Origin of the sequence: Simkania negevensis Z (assembly GCF_000237205.1) — a bacterium.
GTDB lineage: Bacteria > Chlamydiota > Chlamydiia > Chlamydiales > Simkaniaceae > Simkania > Simkania negevensis.
The window spans coordinates 1,467,616-1,487,744 of record NC_015713.1 but is presented as its reverse complement, the minus strand read 5'-3'; the positions used below and the strand labels follow the sequence as shown (position 1 = coordinate 1,487,744).

The following is a 20,129-nucleotide window of genomic DNA, read 5'->3' as shown; positions in this document are numbered from 1 at the left end:
GAAGAAATACATAAGGATTTGATGGAGTTATGGCGACATTATCTCAGGTTGGAAAAGCGACTCATTCTAGTCACAATATACTCAAACAACTTCAAAAATTGGTTTTGGGCAACGCGAAAGCTTTCGGAATTCGTCGATTTTAAGTGGCCTAATATTAGGAATATGAGGTCACTTAAAATCGGCAAATTACGGTGCTTTGGCGCAGCCGAAAATCCAATTTTTGAAGTTGTTTGAGTATAAATAGGGAACTGCGAGACTTGCAGCTTTAAAACAAGTAGAAGATAGACAAGTCAGGTACTCAGAAGCTCCAAAAGTTTCGATGACTTGATCAGCAGGCACTTGTAAAAGTAGTAGGGGGTTTAGTTTGATGGTTTCTCGGAAAATGTTAAGGTGACCCTTTTGCACAGCAAAATGTAGAGGGATTTGATGATCATTATTAGTTGCAGATAGTAGAGAGGGGGCAAGCTCTGCAATTTCAAGGAAAAGGGTTAAATGACCATAAAAAGCGGTAAAATGAAGCGAATTATTGCCACAAAGAGTGGTGGAAGAAAGTATAGAAGGGAGCTGATTGATTATTTCTCGAAAGAAGTCTAGGCTGCACCCATCAGCGATGAGAAGATGAAAAGAATTCCAGCCTAAATCATTTGTAATAGATAAAAGAGAGGGATCTTGTTGAACAATTTCAAGAATGATTTCACGTTGCTTGTATTTTATCGCTAAATGAAGGGGTGTGTTCCCATCAGCAATTGCAGTAGAAAGAAGAGAAGGATTATGGTGAACAATTTCTCGAAAAGCGTTGAGTTGGTCGCATTTTATGGTTAAATGTAGAGGTGTTTCCCCATAAGTATTTGCAGCAGAAAGAAGAGAAAGATTGTGATGAGCAGTTTCTCGAATGACTTCTGGATGACCCATTTGAGCAGCAATGTGAATAGGAGCTTCCCCCCAGTGATTGGTCACCAGTAGTAGAGAAGGATTTAGGCTCATGATTTCATGAAAAATATCTAAATGACCATTTTGGACAGCTTCATGTAGATGAGTGTTTCCTTCATCGTCATTGATGAACAGATGGGAAGGATTATGAGTTACAATTTCGCGAACGATATGCAGTTTACCCTTTCTTACAGCTTCATTTAGTGGAGTGAGGCCAAAATTATCACAGATATCAAGGAACTCAGGATATAGGGAGTAAATCTCTCGAAAAATCTCTAAGTGACCACTACGAGCAGCTTCATGAAGTCGAGTGGTGCCATCAATCTCAATCTTTGCAAGTTTAGAAGGGTCCAGAGAAACGACTTCTCGAAAAATGCTCAGGTGGCCTGATGCTATTGCAGCCCCGAGAAGGTCTAAATGTTGGGGAGCTTCTTTGATGAGCAATTGCACAGCTTCTAAATTTCCTGAAAAGCAAGCTAACTCAACGGGATGAAGAATATCGAATGGAAAAGTAGGATGATCTTTTAGATGCTCTCTTAAGTAAGATACATCTCCTTTTAAGGCTGCTTGATGAAAAGGATGATCTTTTAGAGCATCTAAAGCTCTACCGTAGTATCCCTCTTTCAAAAAGTAGAATATATCCCCACTCAAATTATTGGTTTTTTTTTCTAGTCTTTGACCTGCTTTGCAATTTGAGGGAAAAGCGGGAGAAGAAAATCTCTGTGGGGTTTTTTGCCCTGTAATCCCCTGAAGAAGTTGATAAATTTGACCTTGGAATAATAAATTAGACTGACCTTGAATTTTCTTTTCTGATAAAGCCTTTAGAGTTTTATAGGGGATGTTTGGGTAGCATTGTAGAGAGCTTGAGATCCAAGATTTGTTGTAAAAGGGGGATTGAGGTGATGTCCAATAATAAGGAGGCATCTCCTGCATTTTTAGAGAAAACAAGTTTGCAAACACAGATAGCAAGGTAAAATGTTTTTCACTTCTTTCTTCTAGATCAGGATCGAGAGGGGAGTAGGTCCTTGGTAGGATTTCACAGACGATTTTCAGAAAAAGGTCGCTTGGAAGAATTTGAAGAGAAGCCATAGAAGGCCACCAGGTATTTGGAATTTGGGGATTATTGAGAATTTTTATTGCCATAAACAGCCTCTTTTTATCTCCTTAACTTATAGCAGTTTATTTATTATAAATATATATATATGAATATCTTGAGTTCTGGGCTTTTTTAGTTGCTGCTGGTATCAGTAGTTGAGGAATTTTTGTTGGATTTGAAAGAGGGCCGGAGCGATGTTTTTATCTTTGGAGGCTTTCCCTTTTTCAATCTGCTTCACGCTAGACATCACTGTTGAATGGTCGCGTGAAAAGAACTCCCCAATTTTTAAATAGGGCATCCGTAGGATAGTGCGGCAGAAATACATCGCCATTTTGCGAGGTAAAACGTGCTCTTTATTTTGACTTTTTCCCATAATGTCTTCGGCATTTACCTGGAATGTTTCGGCAATGTGTTGCAAGATTATATCTGGAGTCAGTTGCTGTCCTTTCTCTTCTCGAATGAGATCTTGAAGGAGATGGTCGATCATCGAGATGTCTAGTTTGAGCTGGGATTGATGGAGGCGCAGAGCTAGGGCTTCAAGGGCTCTAATAAGGGAGGGAAGGGTTTGAAAGGTTCGAAGAAGGTGGGTTTGCATCAGTTCTGTAAGAGGTAAAGAAAGAGACTCAGAGCGTTTGGCGAGAATTTGTTTGCATTCAGAGGAGGTAGCTACAGATAGAGGAAGGGTAATTCCCCACTCAAAACGACTTTTGAGACGTTCTTCAATTCCATCAAGCTCACGAGGGGAAGAGCTAGAGCTGAGTACAATTTGCATTCCTTGTGTGTGGAGCCTATTGAAGGTATGAAAGAGTTCTTCTTGAGTGGTATTTTTTCCTTTTAACATTTGGATGTCATCGAGGATGAGACAATCTAAGTTTCTATAGGTAGGGCGAAATTCTTGAAGGCTACTGGTTCGAAAGGCCCGGATCACATGTTCAGTAAAAGTTTCCGCACGGACGTAGAAGACATTTTTTCCATCTTTTTTTAATTTATGGGCGGTGGCCATTAGGAGATGGGTTTTCCCGCATCCTGATGGGCCGTAGAGAAAGATGGGGTTATATGTGCTGTCGATATGGGTCAGCAAATCGCAAGCGAGAAACGGAGACTCTTCTTTGATGAAATTTTCAAAGGTTGCATGAGAAGCGAGGTGGTCTGGAGAAAAGTACTGCTTTGGGCTGGATTCTTCTGTAGTGGTTTTTTTTACGCGGCTCTTAAGGGGTTGCCCGTTGAGATAAAAATGGAGCTTAATTTTGCGGCCATTTGGATCCATGAGCTCTTTGGTGACATGCTCTTTGTACCAGAGAATTTGAAACGAGTCAGTTGCATCTAAGTAGAGATTAGCTGCATCAAATTTCAGAATCTTAAGTGGCCTTAGCCACTTATCAACGGTTTCTTTTCCCAGATCTTTCTCAAGCATCTTAAGAAAGTCGTGCCATGTTCTCATTGGTTAGGTGCTTATTTGCTCTTTTTAGGGTTGATGACAACTTCTCTTGGATTGTTTGGGTTATTTTTAAGCTGTGTCCGCTTCGAAGCGTACCATTGCTGTAAGATTTGGAGGAGCATTGATGAGAACCAGTAAATGTTAAGCCCTGAAGGAAACTTATAGAACAGCACTGTGAAGGCTATTGTCATGATTGAACCCATTTTTTGCTGTTGTTTTTGCTGATCGGTCATTTCCTCTTTGTTTTTCGACGTCATTAGCTTTTGTTGGAAGAACATCACCACCCCGAGCAGGATCGGAAGGAGGTGGAAAGAGGTGCCGATGAAGGGGATCGGGTAACTCCAAGAAAAGAGAACATCGGGGGCTGTCAAGTTGTCGATCCAACCTGGGATGAATGAAGCTCCTCGAAGAGAAAATGTCGATTTGAGGAGATCAAACATTCCAATCAAGAAAGGCATTTGAATGATAAGTGGGAGACATCCTCCAAGTGGATTGGCTTTATGCTGCTTGTAAAGCTGCATCATTTCAAGCTGTTGTCTTTTGGGATCTTTCTTGTATTTGTCTTGAATTTTCTTCATCTTAGGACTGAGAGCTTGCAGCTTAAGATTCGATTTAATCGACCAGGCATTGAGGGGATACATCATGATCCGGAGAACGATGGTGAGCAAGATGATCGAAAATCCCCATGAGTGGGTGATTTTATAGAAGAAGTTCATGATGAGAAAGAGAAACTTAGCAAAAGGCTCAGAAATGAATGAGAACCATCCATGGAAACTCTGTGTTTCAGTGTAATGAGGATTATATCCGGTCACTTGATTAGTGAACGTAGCATCTACTTGCTTGAGAATGGTGTGCTCTTGAGGTCCCATGAAAAGACGAAAATCAAGGGGCTGTGAGGTTTTGCGAAGGGGCATGTGTACCATGTAACCTGGGTACTTGCTGACAGGGTAGAGGTCATATTTTGCGTCAATCATCGCGATGCGTGAGGGATCAAGATTACCTGGAACCTTGTTGGCTTGAAACCCTGCTGAAATTTCACTTAGAGGGTCCATGATAATCGCAAAATATCCGTTAGAGTTGGCAACCCAATCAGGTTCGATGGAACTCATTGTCGTCGATTCTTTTGGCAGAGAAAGCTTATCTACAACCGACTTTTGGTTTTGAACGCTGCTATATTTGATGATAGGGGCGGGGCTTCCAGAAATTAGTTCCACTTCAGGAACTCCTGATGTGACCCAGAGTCCACGTGAATCCCCATCCACTTTTACAGAGGCAAAGAGGCAGTAAGGAGCAGGCTCCTTTGTCTTTGGAAATGAATAGATTTTTGTGATGCGACGGTTTTGGAAATTGGCTGTGAACTCGATGGAATTTTCATCAAAGCGGGTCATTTCATAAAAAACCTGCGATGTTTCTGGATCTTCAGAGACAATGTTAAATCCGTAATATTGGGGAGGAACCGTATAAGGAGGGTAATCGGCACCTTTTTGAATCCCACGGCGGAGCATCGGATAGTAACCCCCTTCTGTTGGTTGTTTTAAAACAGGTTCCGATCCTTTTACAGGAGCGTAGAAAGGGCGGCTGGGAAAGTGGGCATTCGAAGGGTATTTTTTATCGATGATCCGATCAAAGCTGATAGGAAGAACGACGCTCTCAGATGAAGTTTTTTCGAAGGGAAGATTCACTTCTGCAATGGCTCCACCCCAGTTCGAAAAGACAACTTGCATGTATTCGTTTTCCAGGACATAGAACTTTTCCTGACTTGGGGTTCCAGAAGGGTGCATGTCAAGGCGGTAGGTCGTGAGATTCTCAAATGTTTTAAAGTTTGTCATGGGTTGAAAAGAGTTCTTTGCAGCATTGTACAGGCCGACAGGAAGGTAAGCTCCTTCAAGTTGATACATAGCGATAGCGTTAGACGAGGGAGTTTCAGCAGGAAAAAGCATCTGGCCATTTTCATATTCTGCTAAGGTGACTTGAACAGCTCCATTTAAGAAAGTGACGAGCTGAACGTCTTGCATCCCGATCTGAGGGACGTAGGTCGATACAATTTCAGGTTGGTGAGCTGCACTGTAAAGGGAGAGTTTGCCGACTCCTGTTTCTCCGGTGATGAGATGAACCGGAATGAAGTTGCTTCCTTTTTGAACGTAGATTTGCTTGGGCATTTTTTCTGCCCAATTCATTGTAAGGTAAGAATCATCTGATGAAATAACTGACCAAGAGAGAAAGGTGTGTCCTTGTAGATCTTCAAATAAGCGAGTGAGAGGAAGTTGTTTTGCCGAGGCAGTGCGCTGCTCAAGCTCTTGTTTCACTGTTGACATTTGCTCTTTTTGAACGAGCTCTTGTTGCTTTCGCTCTTCAGCATATTCTTGCTGGCGTTTAGAGGTGAAGTGCTGGTTTACGAAAAAGAGGATGGCAGTTAAGCCAATCACAAAGATCATGCTACGGGTATTCATCGCTTCCTACTTAAGTGACTAGAAAAGGCTATTTTAACAGAATAGACCTTATTCTTGAACGTTTGATTCAACTTTTTCTATGAAACGGGAAAATGCATCTGTTTCTCGCACACCTTCTAACCATTCGTCTTCCAAGACTTCTTCGATTGAAGGAAGGCTTTCAAAGGCATGAGCTTTTTCTAAAAAGCAGATGCTACGGTCATAATCTCCCAGTAGAGAATAAAGGCAGGCAAGAGAAAAATAGGCGTGGGGGTTACCTAAGCGCGCTGACTGAATCATTTTGTACTCAGCATCGCGATAATATTCGTCTGATTCCACGCTGTTTTCGAGAAGTTCTGCGAGATTCACTAGGGTAATTCCCCAGTCAAGAATGATTTGATCATTTTCTTTATCGCGCTGGTGGGCAATCCGGTAATGGTGAAAGGCCCGTTTATAGATTTCAGGTTCATTTACAAGCTCAGCATAATGGCTGTACGTAAGGGCAAGTTGGCTGTGAATATGGGGAAATTCGGGATTAAGCATCAAAATATGATTTAAAATATCGAGCGCTTTGACATAAGAGCTATCGTTTTCGTTGTATTCACCAAGATAATCAAGTGAGATTGCATAATGGTAGAGCCACTCAGGATGCTGGTAAGCAACATTTTTTTGCATACTGATTGCTTTTTCAAAGTGGTAAACAGCTTGTTCTACCGTTTCTTGCTCTTGGTTTAAATCGGAGAATTTTAGCAAGCAGTAGCCGTAATTGTAGTGATAGGTACTATTCACTTTCAGGTTTAAAGCCCGCTCGAAAAAGCGGCAAGCCCGCTCAAAGTTCTTATCGTCTTGATCGATTTCTGCTGCTAAAACGTGAGCAATGGCAATCCCAAACCATAAACGGTGAAGAGAGCGGTTTAAGCTTAAACCTTCCTGAAATTTTTCAATCGCCTGGTAGTAAAAATCGACATCTTTGAAGTAGGATGCAGTTGCCATGAGGCACATTCCATAAGAGTAATGGACATTAGGATCTTCTGGAGCCTCTTCTGCTAGCTCCTCAATCTTATTTTCAGCTTCATGGAGAAGCTCTAACTTTTCTGTGAAAAGGCCAAGGTAGGCTAAAGCTTCTGCCCAAATGCCGACGAGTTGAATGGCATCTGGATTACACTGGTGTCCTCGATGGCACTTTTCTACGCAAGAACGGAGCTTTGTAGTGTCTCGAAAATGGAGCCCACTTTCGAGTAAGAGCTCTGCCCATCGTGTCCAGAGGTGTTCATCGTTAGGACAAAGTTGTGCTGCTGCCGAGTAGCATTCACTTGCTTGTGAATAGTGGTCTTCGTCATGGGTGTAGCTGTAGATCTCTTTCAGTGTATCGGCTAGTCTTAGCCATCCTGTATGGGAGGAAATGGTAATAGAGATGCTGTTTTTGTAGCAATTGATTGCCTTAACATGGAGGCGGAGGTCATTTGTTTTTTCACCGAGATTGAAATAGACATCTCCAAAATTCAACCAAAATTCAGCAGAGAAATCGTCTTGATAAAGGGTGGCTTTTTCATAAGACTTTAAGGCGAGGTTAAGGTCGGTGGCTTCTCCAGAGATTTCTGCAAGCTTTAACCAAAGATCTCCGAGATCCCAGTAGAGATCTGCTAAGATATCTTGAGGTTGATCAGCAATAAGGGTAAGAGCTTTTTCATACTTCTTGCGTGCATGTTGAAAGTAGCTAGGTTCACTTTTGCGGATTCCAAGAAGGTACAACGTGTTGCCCCAGGCGTGCCAAGCTTCAAAATAACTCGGGCTCAAGGCTGTAGCTCGTTTGAAACTTTTTCCTGCTAAGATAAGCTCTTCTTCTTTCCCTTCTTCGCTACCGTATTCAAATAGTGCTAGACCTTGCTGATAAAACAAGTTAGAATTTGCGGGATCGAGTTTGATGGCCATCTCGAAAAAGCGGAGACCTGAAATATCGCCATGAAGGAGGCAAAACTCTCCCTTTTTCAGCAGAGCTTTACTTAACACAGAGTAATCACCTGCTTTAGGAAGCCCCTCAAGATCCAGAGTATGATCTTCAGGAAGCTCGAGGTTTGAGGAAGGTTTTATGTGTTGTGCTTTTGCCATGCGATGCTCAATCTACTTAGAAACGAATTGGTGATTATAGGTAACCTTCCGAATTTTAGACAATGATCAGAATGGCCTCAAAATACCTTTTGAGAGGCATTTTAATAGTATTAAGGCGGGCCATAAACTCAGAATAAACAGTTTAAAAAAAAGTTCTCTTTACATAAAATTAATGGGACTTGTTTTTGCTTGGAATTGAAGCTATGTCGTTTATTTATGAAAGAATTATCCGTGTGCAAGATACGGATGCAACTGGCGTCTTATATTTCGCAAATCAACTTCAAATTTCATTAGAAGCTTTTGAAGAATTTATGCGGATGTCAGGATTTTCTTTAACCCAGATGGTAGAGCAAAGAAACTTTTTACTCCCCATCGTCCATTCTGAAGCCGATTACTTTCTTCCGATTACAATAGGAGAAAGGGTTGAGGTGGCCCTAAATTTCACCCGTATTGGCACCACTTCGTTTACCTACTCTACAGAGCTGAAAAGAGAAGGTGAGCTTATTGGAACGGCATCTATTGTTCATGTCGTCTACTGCCCTAAAAGAAAACAATCGCAACCGATTCCTGAAAAATTAAAATCTATTATTTACAAAGGAGAAGAGAAATGAGCGTTCAAAAATCCCACTTTGGCATTCCTAATATGGAAAGATATATTGAAAGGACTCTGTGGACCTCTGCCACGTTTATCACAGCCAATATATTTGCTTCGATGTTTTTCAGTAACCAATCCCTTATGAATCGAGCCGTTTTTAGTACTCTCCAAGCTGGAACTTTCATCTATTTATTTGAAAGTACCTATGTAGAAGAGCAATGTAAGAGTTGTAAAGAATATTTTGATGGTAAAACGGCCCATAAATTGATCGATTATGCCCTCTTTTTCTTTCTAGCCGGAGCTCCTATTGTCGTAGCTCAAGGGATCACAACTTGGGTTTTCCAGCCTCTTTCATTCAAAGTTGGAATTCAAATCGGAATTTACAATTATGCTGCAGGAGGAGTTGGGGCATTGATTTATGAGAAAATTTTTAGAGGGGATTCCATCGATGATGATTCGGGGCCAAAGGATCCGCCTCGTGTTCGATCTCACCCTTTGGGAGGATCCGACTTGCTAGGGAAAGATCGACTTAATAGAGACCCTTTAGCAACTCCTGGAAGAAAAAAAGATCACAAATCTTATTAAAACGTAATAAAGATAATTATAAACGTTGTTATTAATATCACCTTGTTTTATAAATTAGTCGTCTTTTATAGAAAAGTGGGTGATTTTAATGTCTTTTATTACTAATTTATATTCTAAAATGCACACGACTGTCTCTGAGACATTCGATAGCATTGTCAATCCTGATTACAAAGCAATTGATACAGATTTAAAACGGATTGAAAAATTTTTAAGTAAAGCTGGCTGGATTCCTGGAGTTTCGCTTGCGACTGGAGCTGCCAGAGAGTCTATGGGGTATCTTGAAGTTGTCATCGGTCTAGCCCTTGGATGTTTTCACCAAGCCGCAGCTCGACTTACCAAAAATGAGGAGACCCGAGACAAGTTCTACAAGTCAGCTGAGATCGATTTTTCTTACTGCGTCAATGGAATGGGGAATATCTTCCGCGGGAAGCTTGAGCAAGCACCTCTTTGGGCAATCCCAGCTCTTATTTACAGTAAGCTTGTTCTCATTGCATACGATGCGATTGCTCTGCGCCTCAATTATGGTCATGAAGAAAAAGAAGGCCGAGAGATCCAACTTCTTCGTAACTTTGCAAGCGACGGAAAAGTTTAAAAACCCATCACTCGGGTTTAAAAGTCATTTTTATATGATCTGTCCTTATATGATAGTGCTACTCTTGGGTGGCACTATTTTTTTATATTTGGGATTTGAGTCCTTTAGGAATCCCTTTTTCTAGCGGGTAAAAGGCAATAGGGATTTTATACTTTGGCAAAAAACTTCCCAAATAGTCTTGAAGCTCTTCTTGGTGGTAGGACTTAGCACTTTGAATGAAGGCGACAGGACGCATTCCATACTCCTCATCCAGCTTCGGTTCAATCCGCACCTCAATCATTCCTTCAACCTGTCTGAGATAAGTTTCGATCTCTTCGGGGTAGATGTTTTCTCCACCACTGATAAAAAGGCGATCTTTGCGTCCATGAATTTGGAGCCCTGATTTTGGGGAGTAAACCCCAAGATCACCTGTTGCAAAGAAGCCATTTAGATTCAAGGGGAGATTCAAAGACTTTTGCTCATTGAGATAGCCGAGAAAGAGTGTTTTGCCTCGGACTTGAATTTCATTTTTGGAATCAATAGCAATTTCTCGGTAGGGAAGAGGATGTCCAAGAGAAAAAGCCGAACAATCGGTTGTAAATTGGGTGCAGATTTGAGAGCTCATTTCAGTCATTCCATAAGAAGGAAAAACAGGGAGCCCTTGTTCGCGGCAAGTTTGGACTAGAGAGGTATCAATGGAGGACCCTCCAAGTAAAATGCTTTTGAGTTGGTGTTGAATTTTCAAAAGGTTGCTATATGAGGCACTATCAAGGAGACGTTGCAATTGCGTAGGAATGAAGGAAACATGCGTTGCTTTGGAGTTTAAAACAGTTGTTACTTCGTGGGGCTTTCCTTCTGGAATGACCACAGTGGCACCAGCTAAAAACGTGCGAAAAAGGAGAGCAATTCCAGCAACATGATAGAGAGGAAGAGAGAGGAGCCAACGATCGCCAGTTTGAACGGGTAGGTAAGCATTTGAACCGAGAGCGCTGTAGTAGTGGTTTCCTAGAGAATGGCAGGCAATTTTAGGGGTTTGTGTAGTCCCAGAAGTCATCAGGTAAGTTGCACGAGCATCTTTACTTAGAAAGTGGGAATCTGTTGAAAGAGAAGGTGATTTTTTTAAAAGAGTTTCGAAAGTTAGGGCGATTTGTTTTACTTGAGGGATCTTTTTTTTGAGAGTGTTAGGAAAGACGAAATAGGTTGCAGTGAGGGCATCGAGTGTTTGAGGGAGCTGATTAAGAGGTGAATACGTGTTAAGAGGACAACAAATTGCACCTAACCGAAAAAGGGCAAAAAAGAGGAGAGGAGTAGAAAACTCGAGGGTCGGGTAGATGGCAACACGGTCGCCAGATTTGACTCCTTGTTGTTTTAACGCTGCTGCAAGGGTTTCAATCACCTGATGGCAAGTTTTATAATCCCAATTCGTTTGCGCGCTAACTAACGCAATTTGCTTAGGATTTTTTCTTCCGTGATAGCTAAAAGGACACTCAAATGCATTCATGTGCAATGACACAGCCCGCTCTTAAATTCCACTTTTTGGGAAAGGTGAGCTTTCCCTCATTACAATTAATTGTTTCTTCAAAGAGACGATCTTTAAAGAGTCGATAGGTGTCAAGTCCCATTGGAACTGGAGGCAACTGAAGGCGCGATGCGACTTTTGCCAAGAGACCTATTCCTAATTCACTTTCATAGCTACTACTTAAAATAAAATCGACGTCTTTTTGCTTTGCTTCCCGTAAAAGTGGGACAAGTTTGGTGCATCCTCCCATTAATGTGGGTTTGATGATAAGGGCCCTAAGGTAGGGAAGAGAGAGGTAAGATGTTGAGGGGGCTAGGCGCACCGTTTCATCAAGAGCAATCGGGTAAGGGAAGGCAACGTAGTCTTCAAATGTTTTAAAAGGCTCTTCTAAATATTCAAAAGTGTCAGGGGTAAAAGAGCGAGCAAAGGTCATTCCGTCATCATACGTCCAAGATTGGTTAGCATCGATGCGAACTTTCATTCCTTCGGGCATCATTGAGAGAAGCTCTTCGACTAAATCGATGCTTTCTTCAAGTTGAAGATGGCCGACTTTGATTTTGACTGCTTCATATCCTATGAGGTTTTGAGCTTGAACGCGCATCTCATCAGGGGTGCCTACAATTAAAGCATTGATTGGAATGGGCACAGAGACTGTTGGCAAAGTTAAATCCAAGATTGCAGATTCAATGCCAAAATGAACAGAGGGTGAAAGGTATTCAGGATGCCACTGCTCATAAAGCAAATGAGGAAGCTCTTCTAAAAGTTCAGCTTTCGCTTGCTCGAAAGATTCGTCGCTAAAATTCTCGAGTGGCGCGATTTCTCCCCAACTTTCAGCTCCACCTTTTCCTTCAAGCTGGAGAAGAAGACCTTTTCTCATCTGATTTCCAAAAGGGCGTGTATATTCATGAACTGTTGCGGAATGAGGGTTCATAGGAACCATCCGATTAAAAAGGCTAGGGTGTAGAGAGACATCCACTTTCCCGTTTTTGGAAGAAGGGGTTCGAGCTTGGTTTCTCTAAGTGCTGACTTGATTAGCGGCGCAGCTGGGACAAGAGTAAGTGTTGCAAGTAAGGAGGCGAAATGCTTTCCAGTCATCATCACTAAAGCGATGGGGATCATTCCAGCAATCACTAAACATAGAGCGTATTCCAGCCGCCCAAATGTTAAACCAAATCGGACAGGTAACGTTTTTTTACCCGCAATTCGGTCTTCTTTGACATCCCGCATGTTATTGCTTGTTAATATGGCTGTAGAAATGAGTCCTGGTGCCAACCCTGCTAAGATTGCAATTGATGAGAGTTCATGTGTTTGCAAGTAAACGGTTCCTGCTACAGCGACAGGGCCAAAGAAGATCAAGACAAACAAATCTCCTAGTCCCAAGTAAGCAAGCGGAAAGGGACCCCCGGTATACAGGTAACCTAAGACAATTGAAAGTGCCGCTAGAATGCCGATCACCCAGCCACCTTGGGTAATCAAGTAAAGAGCTGCAAGAGCTGCAATCCCAAAGGTCATTGCTGTGGCTTTTTTCATGGTTTCAGGAGAAACAAGGCCAGATTGTGTCAAACGACGAGGGCCCTTCCTGTCTTCTGTATCGGCTCCTTTGCGAAAATCAAAGTAGTCATTTGCAAAGTTGGTTCCGATTTGAATGCTTAAGCCAAATAATACTGTCAGAAAAAAAATCAAGGGGTGAAAAACCCCTTGTTTAAAAGCGATCATGCTTCCAATCAAGATCGGTGATAGAGAAGCGATGAGTGTTTTAGGGCGTGCTCCTTCAATCCAAACATTCATGGTCTTTTGGGGAACTTGGTAAAATCGGGTTTTCGTTTTTCTAGGAAAGAACGGTGCCCTTCTTGAGCTTCTTCACACATGTAGTACAAGAGGGTTGTGTTTCCTGCGAGCTCTTGAAGCCCTGCTTGTCCATCACAATCTGCATTGAGTGCCGCTTTTAAACAGCGCAACGCAAGTGGCGAGTGTTCAAGCATCTTTTCGCACCATTCAATGGTGGTTCTTTCCAAATCTTCATAGGGGACGACGTGATTGACGAGCCCCATGTTGAGAGCTTCTTGAGCTGTGTATTGGCGACACAAATACCAAATCTCGCGCGCCTTTTTTTGACCGACGATGCGGGCAAGGTAACTGGCTCCAAAACCTCCGTCAAACGAGCCCACCTTTGGTCCTGTTTGACCAAAAATAGCATTGTCAGCAGCGATTGTTAAATCGCACATGACGTGAAGCACATGTCCCCCTCCAATCGCATAGCCTGCAACCATTGCAACGATAGGTTTGGGGCATGCACGCATCTGTTTTTGGAAATCGAGAACGTTGAGGCGATGGACTCCTTCCCCATCGGCATAACCTGCTTCTCCCCGAATTGACTGGTCTCCACCAGAGCAGAAAGCGTGGCGACCTTCACCAGTCAAAATAATGACCCCAATTTCTTCGTCATTGCGCGCATTTTCTAAAGCTTTGATCATTTCTACGACAGTGAGAGGACGAAATGCGTTGTGGATTCGAGGACGATTGATGGTGATTTTGGCAATCCCACCATATTTGTGATACTTGATGTCAGTGTATTCTCCAGCTACTTTCCAGTTTACTTCTTGCATGACGCTTGCTGACATAAAAACTCCTTAATTTTGTGAGCACACTCTGTTGGATTTTCTAAATGAATTGCGTGTCCGCTATTTGAGATCAGGTCTGTCTTGACTCCCAACTTTGCAAGTTTATTTCGAATCAAATGGTACTTTATATCACGTTCCCCAAATAAAAAAAGAGTGGGGAATAAAAATTTTTCAATCGCTTTCCAACAGGAGGGTAAGACTCCTGGGCTAAGCCGCCTAAAAGTTGCAATGACTTCGTCAGGATCATTTTCCATGCGTCTTTTGAAAATCTGATGAAAATCAGAGCGTTTACGCAGGTCTGTAAAGAGAGGTTGGGCATACCATTTTTCGAGAAAGGCTTCGAATCCTTGATTTTTGATGAGGTGACACCACTCCTCGTCCCATAGGCGTCTAGCTTCACGCTTTATTGGGTCATCAATTCCTGGATTAGCAGAGAGAATGATGAGATTTTCGACTCGCTTCGGATGGCGCGTTGCAAAATCAAGAGCGAGCCGTCCTCCCATTGAATAACCAACAAGTGTTACAGGCTTTTCTATCTCTTCAGGAGAAGCTAATGTTTGGTAAGGACCTGGAAGCTGCTCTATAAGAGGATTCCAATCTTCTGGTCCGCCTAAAAAACCATGAATATACGTGATCATGTCTTTAGAGATTAGCTCATTGACCAATGCAAGGCAACCACTCCATTCGAAAAAGGGAGTTTTTCTTTTTCGCCCCCTTATATTGGTGCGGTAAAAATAGCATGGGTCATGCTTTCTTTTTCCATGACAATCATATTTTCAAAAATGTGTTTTATAATAAGGAAAGAAGGCGAGCTATGTTGGTTTTTCAATCCGCAAAAAGTCTCAAAATTTTACAATCCATCAAAAAAGGGTGCAATTTGAATATTTTTTCTTCAAATTACACCCTTTTTTGTCATAAGTCGTTGTTTATTAGCTTATTTTAATTTATGAAAAGCAAAGGTTCCATTCTGATGTCAACTCTAAAAGATGTGTATCAGCTTTCATCTATGAGGGTTTTAATCTAAGCTGTCCTTTGAAAAAGATATGGAGAACTTAAATGAGTGAAATAACTCAAAATTAGGATTTTTAAAGAACTTGTGGTCAATTTGCTCGTCGTATATATTATATCATTTTTTAAATAAACCACTTAGACTGCTAGGTATTTATGTCAAATGTTTCATTTTTAACGTTCAATTACACTCCTTTAGAAGGTCTTTTAAAACAACCTTCTACCCACATTTTAACTCAGCTATTTTTCAACTACTCTGAGTTAACATGGTCCTCTTGTTTCACTCATGGGGCAAGTCAAATCTTTATTGAAGACGGTCAAAAACAGATCGAAGATGTCGAGCCATCCAATCTCGTTCATAAAGTCTTGCAGGTAGGGAATTGGGTGATTTTGGCAGCATTACTTACAGTTCGCATGACAGTGGCTATCCCTATTTTGGCTCTAACATTTGGTGCGAAGCTTTATGAGTATTCTTCCTTAAAAGCTACTAGCGAAGAACATCCTATCGATGAGGCGAAACCTTCATTAGAGACTACTGATAAAACGATTTTACCTATTGTCAACGGGCTAAAAGATCTAGGAGGGGAGCACCTGACATTTGGCGTTTATAATGAGCCCATTGATGAAAAGCAGTTTCATTCCATGTGTGAAGAACATAAGATTCCCATTGAGAAAGCAAAAAAGATTTATGAAACGATTCTATTTGGTTACTTGGGCATATTTCATAAAATTAAGACAAAAGACCTTCAGCTATTCCTTCTCCATTTGAAAATAACTGTCAGACAGAGCCTTCAAGATAAGGATAAAGCGCATCAAGGTGAGCTCTTGAAACAACTTTCTGAGGCCTTTGATCTAGAGCACGATAAGTGTGTAGAAGCAGTCAATGCTTTGGGTAAGAAAATTTTGCCAGATATTAAAACGTTAGAAGGTTATTTATTTCACAATTTTATCAGCTATTATGAATCTGTTTTGGAAAAAGTTCAAAAAGATATAGACAATTACAGACTTAATGGATGGAGCGATTTAGAGAGAAGCGCTATTGAAAAGATTCCGAATGAAATACATTACCAATTCTCAAAGTTTGTGGAAGACATGGTTGCTAAACTAAATAACGAAAGCAATGGAATGATCGGGATATTGATGCAGTTTAATGAAAAGCATGAAGATCTCAAAGAATTTGGGCTTTATCGCCAAGGATTGAAAGCTTTGAATTGGTACAAAAGCATGCCAGATCCTACTCAACCTCAACTAGACAAAGAATGCCCTTATATTTCGAAAGGTGAATTAGTTTATTTACTTTCTTTAATTGGAATCATTCATAAAAAGACCAGTATGACATCATCATTTCAACTATAACTTTAAGTTATATCTTCGAGCCCCATAGTGAGATCATTATCGGGGCTCTAGTGCTCGTTTTTAGGTAAATGCTTCAAGAGAGCTACTTGATGTCGTGAGGATTTCTTTGACATGAGCAATGATCTCTTTATGTAAGGCGAGGGTTTCATCGCGATCGGTGTACATCTCGAGGATTTTTGATTGCGTAGTGCCACTTTGAAGAGCAGTTTCCATTTCATCAAGAGTTGTCACTTTTTCATATTTGAGTCCAAAGAGAGGAGCAGCATGTTCTAAATTCAGGCCGTGAGGTGTCACAAAGAACTGCTCGAATACAGCCTTTCTTTTAGCTATGGGAAGAAAAGAAAAAATTCCTCCGCCATCGTTGTTGATGACAAGTAAGGTAATCGGGACAGGAGAGTTTTTAAGTTGAGCAAGAGAAGTGAGGTCATGTAAGAAAGTGAGATCGCCCATGATCGCGAGCAAGGGCTTGCGAAGCCCTTTTGCGATGCCTGTTGCGGTTGCAATATTCCCATCAATTCCAGAAACCCCACGATTTCCAAATACGGGTCCACAGTTTTGCTTAGGAGCAAAGAGAGCATCGGCTTCGCGTATGGGTAGACTATTTCCTATGAATAGGCTCCGATCTTCCCCAATCCATCTAGAGAGGTGATGGAAAAGTGCTGGCTCGCTAAGATCCTTTTTTTCTTGGAAAAAATGGGTGAGTGTTTTTTGAGTGATTCGATTCATTTCTTTCCAGCATTGAAGCCAAGGCGCAGGAGCGCGCCCAGGTAGGTGCTTGCTCAGTCCTTCCATGACTTGCCAGGGGTCTGCAACAACTCGGTGAGTGAGCGAATGGAGGGGATCCATGCGCCACTCGTGATCGGCTACCAGGGTGTGACATTTTGGTTTTTTTAGTCTAATCCACTCGAGTAATTTTTTAGATACAAATCGATTGCCAAATTGAAGGATTGCGTCGGGCGTGAGATCTTCATTAAGCGACATGCTTTTCAAGATAAGGTCGTAGGTAGGGACCATTCCTTCAGCTTGAACATGTGAACGTAGTGGCGAGAGAATATCTGGAAAGAGAGGCCATTGCAAGAGTCGCGAAAGGGTGAAAAGTGGTTCTAATGAGGTGTTTGGAGGGAGGGCTCCTACAACGATCACTCCCTTTTCATGTTCAGAAAGCTCATCACATAGCTTCTCAATTTGCGTCTCTGCAAGATGCTTTTCTCCAAGAGTGATTTGGGTTTGAGAGCCTTTAATCGACCGTTCGTACGAGGGATGGGTATTCTCAGTCTCATTTTCGAAGAAGGGTTCCCGAAACATGCAGTTCAGTTGTACAGGCCCTGCAGGAGCGTAGAGAGCATGTGCAAGTGCTGTCGCAATCGTTGATCCGATAAAAGCAGGGGAAATATGGGGATCAGGACAAGGGAAGTCTTCTTGCCAGCGGACAAAATTTTGAAACATTTTCACTTGGTCTGCAGTTTGGTTTGCTCCTGTTTGGCGGAGTTCAGGTGGGCGGTCTGACGTCAGAAGAATCATCGGGACATGATCATTATGAGCTTCCATGACTGCAGGCATGAGGTTACCGACAGCAGTTCCTGAAGTCACAATGACAGCCGCAGGAATTCCTGTAGCTTTGGCATAGCCTAAGGCGTGAAAACAAAGTGCCCTTTCGTCAAAATGGACAAAGGTGTTTGCCAAAGGATGCTCACTCGCTGCAACTGTAAGAGAGGTACTGCGGGACCCTGGCGCAATGCAAAAGTAGCGGACGCCTTGATGAATCAACTCTTTGATAAGGAGTTTTGCCCACTTTTCATTTAATTCGCCTGTTCGACTGCTCATGTTACTCCCATAAGATGAATTGTGAAATTTTGTGACCCAGTTCGTCCCATTCTTTTTCTGGAATAGAGCCAGGGACAATTCCTGTTCCAGCAAACAATCGCAGCTCATTTGCATGAATTAAAGCAGAGCGAATGGCTACGAGGATGTGAGCTTGTTCAGGAGAAATCCATCCAACAGGTGCAGCATACCACCCTCTGTCAAATGTTTCCCACTTCCGAATTTCTTTCAAAGCAGCTTCCTTGGGGCGCCCGCCTACAGCTGGCGTGGGGTGGAGAGCGTGAATCAAGCTTGTATCATCGATTCCTTCGCTTAATTCGCCTTCAAAAAGATTGTAAATGTGTTGAACGCTTGAGGTTTGAATGATCTTGTCTTCATTTTGCTTGGTAAGCGCTTTGCAAAGAGGAGACAGCCTTTTTTCGATTTCTTCTTTAACGACATTGAATTCATGCATTTCCTTGACATTTTCAAGAAGATCAGCTTGGAGGGCCTTATCTTCTGCATCTGTTTTTCCTCTTTGACGGGTTCCTGCAATTGCTGCTGTCTCTACTTTTGAACCAGTCCGTGAATAAAGCGATTCAGGAGTGGCACCGACGAAAGCTTGATCTGTAGAAAACTGATAAGAAAAAACCGTTGCTGTTGGTGACTTTCCTTGCAAAGCTTTGCAAAATGCAAGAGGAGACAAGGGCTTTTCGAATTCAAAAAGACTCGCTCGTGCAAGGACAATTTTATCAAGCGATTTTTCTTGGATTTGCTTTAAGCTCTCCCGAATATTTCGGTCCCAAACAGGAAAGGAAGGAGAATCGAGTCGACTTGTCGCTTTTTGGGAAATAGTGGAAATCGGAGCAGGATTAAAGCGAATTTCTGACAGGTCTAATGCTTCACATGTGCGGTTGACACAAAGATAGGTCATTTCGTGGCGTACTTCGATCTCGACAAGGGGTAAAACGTAGCGGCAGCGTGGAAATGTTTTCCAAGTCTCAAACTTTCGCTCGTAAAAATCCATTCCTCCAAAAAAACGTGATGAAGCACTTAATCGGTGGAACGAAGGAATTTCGTCAAGGGTGTAAGCAGCTCCCACCCCTGCGACGCGAAATCCAGTTTTCGGCGTTTCGAAGTAGATCTTAGGGTAGAGAGTTTGCTGCTCTAGCCAAGCAAGGAGATCGATGCCAGGGATAGGGATTTCCAGGCGCATGAAAGGAAACGTGTGATTTTTGAGTGTGACAGTCTCAGGTTTAAACGGCGTTTGAACAAGAGCCTTTGTGATGAGCTCATCAAGGTTTAAAATGCGCTTTTGCAAGGGACTTTTTCTCCAACGTAAAGAGTCGTAACACCAAGGGTCATGGGATGAGCTTTCACTCGAACAAATCCCGCTTTTTTCATCAGATCACAAAAAGCATCACCACTTGGAAAAGTTTCAATTGTTTCGTTGAGATACCGGTAAGCCTCTTTTTGCCGAGAAATGAGCCCACCAATGGTCGGGAGAACGTACCGTAAATAAAAAAGATGGCACCCTTTAATCAGTCGATTTTTGGGAATGGAAAACTCTAAAATTAAAAGACGTCCTCGAGGTGTGAGAACGCGCATGCATTCACTTAAGCATTTTTCTGTATTTTCAACGTTGCGGATTCCAAAGGACATTGTCACGCAATCAACAGACTCGTTTCCAAGAGAAATATCGGTCGCATCTCCCTCTGTTAAGGTGATTTGATGAGTGTAAGGTTTGTCGATGATTTTTCGTTGTCCCAGGCGAATCATTTCTTGTGAGAGATCGATCCCAAGAGCCGATTTCACCTGCTTGGCTTTTTTTACAATCGTAATGAGCTGGTCTGCGGTGCCTGTTGCTAAATCAAGCAATCGAATATCTGGGTTTTTAGGAAGGTATTGAATGAGTTTTTTTCTCCAGTGGATATCAGCACCAAAAGAGAGTAAATGGTTCAGTAGATCGTATTTCGGAGAAATTTGATCGAACATTTTCCAGACATTTTTTCTAGAACGCTCTTTACTTTTGGCTTGCATAATCGGGATGATCCTTAGCTTAAGAAAAAAAT

Annotated in this window: 16 protein-coding genes; 4 read left to right on the top strand and 12 right to left on the bottom strand. The window is 42.1% G+C overall.

What is annotated here, in order from left to right; genetic code table 11:
* Nucleotides 1-186: 186 nt before the first annotated feature.
* From SNE_RS07450 to SNE_RS07435, 4 genes are all read right to left on the bottom strand, one after another.
* Nucleotides 187-2,073 carry an ankyrin repeat domain-containing protein gene (locus SNE_RS07450; protein WP_013943779.1) on the bottom strand — a complete coding sequence of 629 codons (1,887 nt, stop codon included), beginning with the start codon at nucleotides 2,071-2,073 and terminating at the stop codon, nucleotides 187-189.
* A 101-nt stretch (nucleotides 2,074-2,174) separates the two neighbouring features.
* Nucleotides 2,175-3,467 (bottom strand): DnaA ATPase domain-containing protein, encoded by a 1,293-nt coding sequence (locus SNE_RS07445; protein ID WP_013943778.1) that lies wholly within the window; start codon nucleotides 3,465-3,467, stop codon nucleotides 2,175-2,177.
* Between the two features lie 11 nt (nucleotides 3,468-3,478).
* A complete protein-coding gene (gene yidC, locus SNE_RS07440; RefSeq protein WP_148258984.1) occupies nucleotides 3,479-5,914 on the bottom strand; it encodes a membrane protein insertase YidC in 2,436 nt (811 codons plus the stop codon).
* Between the two features lie 48 nt (nucleotides 5,915-5,962).
* Nucleotides 5,963-8,002: a tetratricopeptide repeat protein gene (locus SNE_RS07435; protein ID WP_013943776.1), complete on the bottom strand. Its 2,040-nt coding sequence runs from the start codon at nucleotides 8,000-8,002 to the stop codon at nucleotides 5,963-5,965.
* A gap of 203 nt (nucleotides 8,003-8,205) precedes the next feature.
* Here SNE_RS07435 and SNE_RS12345 point away from each other — a divergent pair, with 203 nt between their 5' ends.
* The 3 genes from SNE_RS12345 to SNE_RS07420 all read left to right on the top strand — a co-directional run bounded on the left by SNE_RS12345 (nucleotide 8,206) and on the right by SNE_RS07420 (nucleotide 9,774).
* Nucleotides 8,206-8,613, top strand: a complete 408-nt coding sequence (locus SNE_RS12345; protein ID WP_053225349.1) for an acyl-CoA thioesterase — start codon at nucleotides 8,206-8,208, stop codon at nucleotides 8,611-8,613.
* Entirely contained in the window at nucleotides 8,610-9,182 is a 573-nt protein-coding gene (locus tag SNE_RS07425) for a hypothetical protein (protein ID WP_013943774.1), read from the top strand. Before SNE_RS12345 ends, SNE_RS07425 begins: the two co-directional genes overlap by 4 nt.
* Before the next feature lie 118 nt (nucleotides 9,183-9,300).
* The gene (locus SNE_RS07420; protein ID WP_013943773.1) at nucleotides 9,301-9,774 is read left to right on the top strand and encodes a hypothetical protein; all 474 of its coding nucleotides are present in this window, start codon (nucleotides 9,301-9,303) and stop codon (nucleotides 9,772-9,774) included.
* An 82-nt stretch (nucleotides 9,775-9,856) separates the two neighbouring features.
* Here the strand turns inward: SNE_RS07420 and menE are convergent, their stop codons facing one another.
* The 5 genes from menE to SNE_RS07395 are packed head-to-tail and all read right to left on the bottom strand — an operon-like array spanning nucleotide 9,857 to nucleotide 14,531.
* Entirely contained in the window at nucleotides 9,857-11,266 is a 1,410-nt protein-coding gene (menE, locus tag SNE_RS07415) for an o-succinylbenzoate--CoA ligase (RefSeq protein ID WP_148258983.1), read from the bottom strand.
* Nucleotides 11,241-12,203 carry an o-succinylbenzoate synthase gene (gene menC / locus SNE_RS07410; protein WP_041418921.1) on the bottom strand — a complete coding sequence of 321 codons (963 nt, stop codon included), beginning with the start codon at nucleotides 12,201-12,203 and terminating at the stop codon, nucleotides 11,241-11,243. The genes menE and menC overlap by 26 nt, the downstream gene beginning before the upstream one ends.
* Entirely contained in the window at nucleotides 12,200-13,060 is an 861-nt protein-coding gene (locus SNE_RS07405; RefSeq protein ID WP_013943770.1) for a 1,4-dihydroxy-2-naphthoate polyprenyltransferase, read from the bottom strand. The genes menC and SNE_RS07405 overlap by 4 nt, the downstream gene beginning before the upstream one ends.
* Nucleotides 13,057-13,878 carry a 1,4-dihydroxy-2-naphthoyl-CoA synthase gene (gene menB, locus SNE_RS07400; RefSeq protein ID WP_013943769.1) on the bottom strand — a complete coding sequence of 274 codons (822 nt, stop codon included), beginning with the start codon at nucleotides 13,876-13,878 and terminating at the stop codon, nucleotides 13,057-13,059. Before menB ends, SNE_RS07405 begins: the two co-directional genes overlap by 4 nt.
* Nucleotides 13,866-14,531, bottom strand: a complete 666-nt coding sequence (locus SNE_RS07395; RefSeq protein ID WP_148258981.1) for an alpha/beta fold hydrolase — start codon at nucleotides 14,529-14,531, stop codon at nucleotides 13,866-13,868. The genes menB and SNE_RS07395 overlap by 13 nt, the downstream gene beginning before the upstream one ends.
* A 526-nt stretch (nucleotides 14,532-15,057) precedes the next feature.
* On the opposite strand from SNE_RS07395, the gene SNE_RS07385 reads away from it, so the two are divergent.
* The gene (locus tag SNE_RS07385) at nucleotides 15,058-16,257 is read left to right on the top strand and encodes a hypothetical protein (RefSeq protein WP_013943766.1); all 1,200 of its coding nucleotides are present in this window, start codon (nucleotides 15,058-15,060) and stop codon (nucleotides 16,255-16,257) included.
* A 60-nt stretch (nucleotides 16,258-16,317) separates the two neighbouring features.
* Here SNE_RS07385 and menD read toward each other — a convergent pair whose 3' ends face one another.
* From menD to ubiE, 3 genes are read right to left on the bottom strand one after another with little or no spacing between them, the layout of a single operon-like run.
* On the bottom strand, nucleotides 16,318-18,081 hold the full coding sequence (menD, locus tag SNE_RS07380; protein ID WP_013943765.1) for a 2-succinyl-5-enolpyruvyl-6-hydroxy-3-cyclohexene-1-carboxylic-acid synthase: 1,764 nt from the start codon (nucleotides 18,079-18,081) through the stop codon (nucleotides 16,318-16,320).
* A 1-nt stretch (nucleotide 18,082) separates the two neighbouring features.
* Complete coding sequence (locus SNE_RS12340; protein ID WP_013943764.1) at nucleotides 18,083-19,378, bottom strand: isochorismate synthase; 1,296 nt, start codon at nucleotides 19,376-19,378, stop codon at nucleotides 18,083-18,085.
* Entirely contained in the window at nucleotides 19,360-20,097 is a 738-nt protein-coding gene (ubiE, locus tag SNE_RS07370) for a bifunctional demethylmenaquinone methyltransferase/2-methoxy-6-polyprenyl-1,4-benzoquinol methylase UbiE (RefSeq protein WP_013943763.1), read from the bottom strand. Before ubiE ends, SNE_RS12340 begins: the two co-directional genes overlap by 19 nt.
* Nucleotides 20,098-20,129: the final 32 nt, after the last annotated feature.

Coding starts and splice junctions, on each gene's coding strand:
- SNE_RS07450 (WP_013943779.1), bottom strand. CDS start 2,073: ATGGCAATAAAAATTCTCAATAATCCCCAAATTCCAAATACCTGGTGG.
- SNE_RS07445 (WP_013943778.1), bottom strand. CDS start 3,467: ATGAGAACATGGCACGACTTTCTTAAGATGCTTGAGAAAGATCTGGGA.
- yidC (WP_148258984.1), bottom strand. CDS start 5,914: ATGAATACCCGTAGCATGATCTTTGTGATTGGCTTAACTGCCATCCTC.
- SNE_RS07435 (WP_013943776.1), bottom strand. CDS start 8,002: ATGGCAAAAGCACAACACATAAAACCTTCCTCAAACCTCGAGCTTCCT.
- SNE_RS12345 (WP_053225349.1), top strand. CDS start 8,206: ATGTCGTTTATTTATGAAAGAATTATCCGTGTGCAAGATACGGATGCA.
- SNE_RS07425 (WP_013943774.1), top strand. CDS start 8,610: ATGAGCGTTCAAAAATCCCACTTTGGCATTCCTAATATGGAAAGATAT.
- SNE_RS07420 (WP_013943773.1), top strand. CDS start 9,301: ATGCACACGACTGTCTCTGAGACATTCGATAGCATTGTCAATCCTGAT.
- menC (WP_041418921.1), bottom strand. CDS start 12,203: ATGAACCCTCATTCCGCAACAGTTCATGAATATACACGCCCTTTTGGA.
- SNE_RS07405 (WP_013943770.1), bottom strand. CDS start 13,060: ATGAATGTTTGGATTGAAGGAGCACGCCCTAAAACACTCATCGCTTCT.
- menB (WP_013943769.1), bottom strand. CDS start 13,878: ATGCAAGAAGTAAACTGGAAAGTAGCTGGAGAATACACTGACATCAAG.
- SNE_RS07395 (WP_148258981.1), bottom strand. CDS start 14,531: ATGATCACGTATATTCATGGTTTTTTAGGCGGACCAGAAGATTGGAAT.
- SNE_RS07385 (WP_013943766.1), top strand. CDS start 15,058: ATGTCAAATGTTTCATTTTTAACGTTCAATTACACTCCTTTAGAAGGT.
- menD (WP_013943765.1), bottom strand. CDS start 18,081: ATGAGCAGTCGAACAGGCGAATTAAATGAAAAGTGGGCAAAACTCCTT.
- ubiE (WP_013943763.1), bottom strand. CDS start 20,097: ATGCAAGCCAAAAGTAAAGAGCGTTCTAGAAAAAATGTCTGGAAAATG.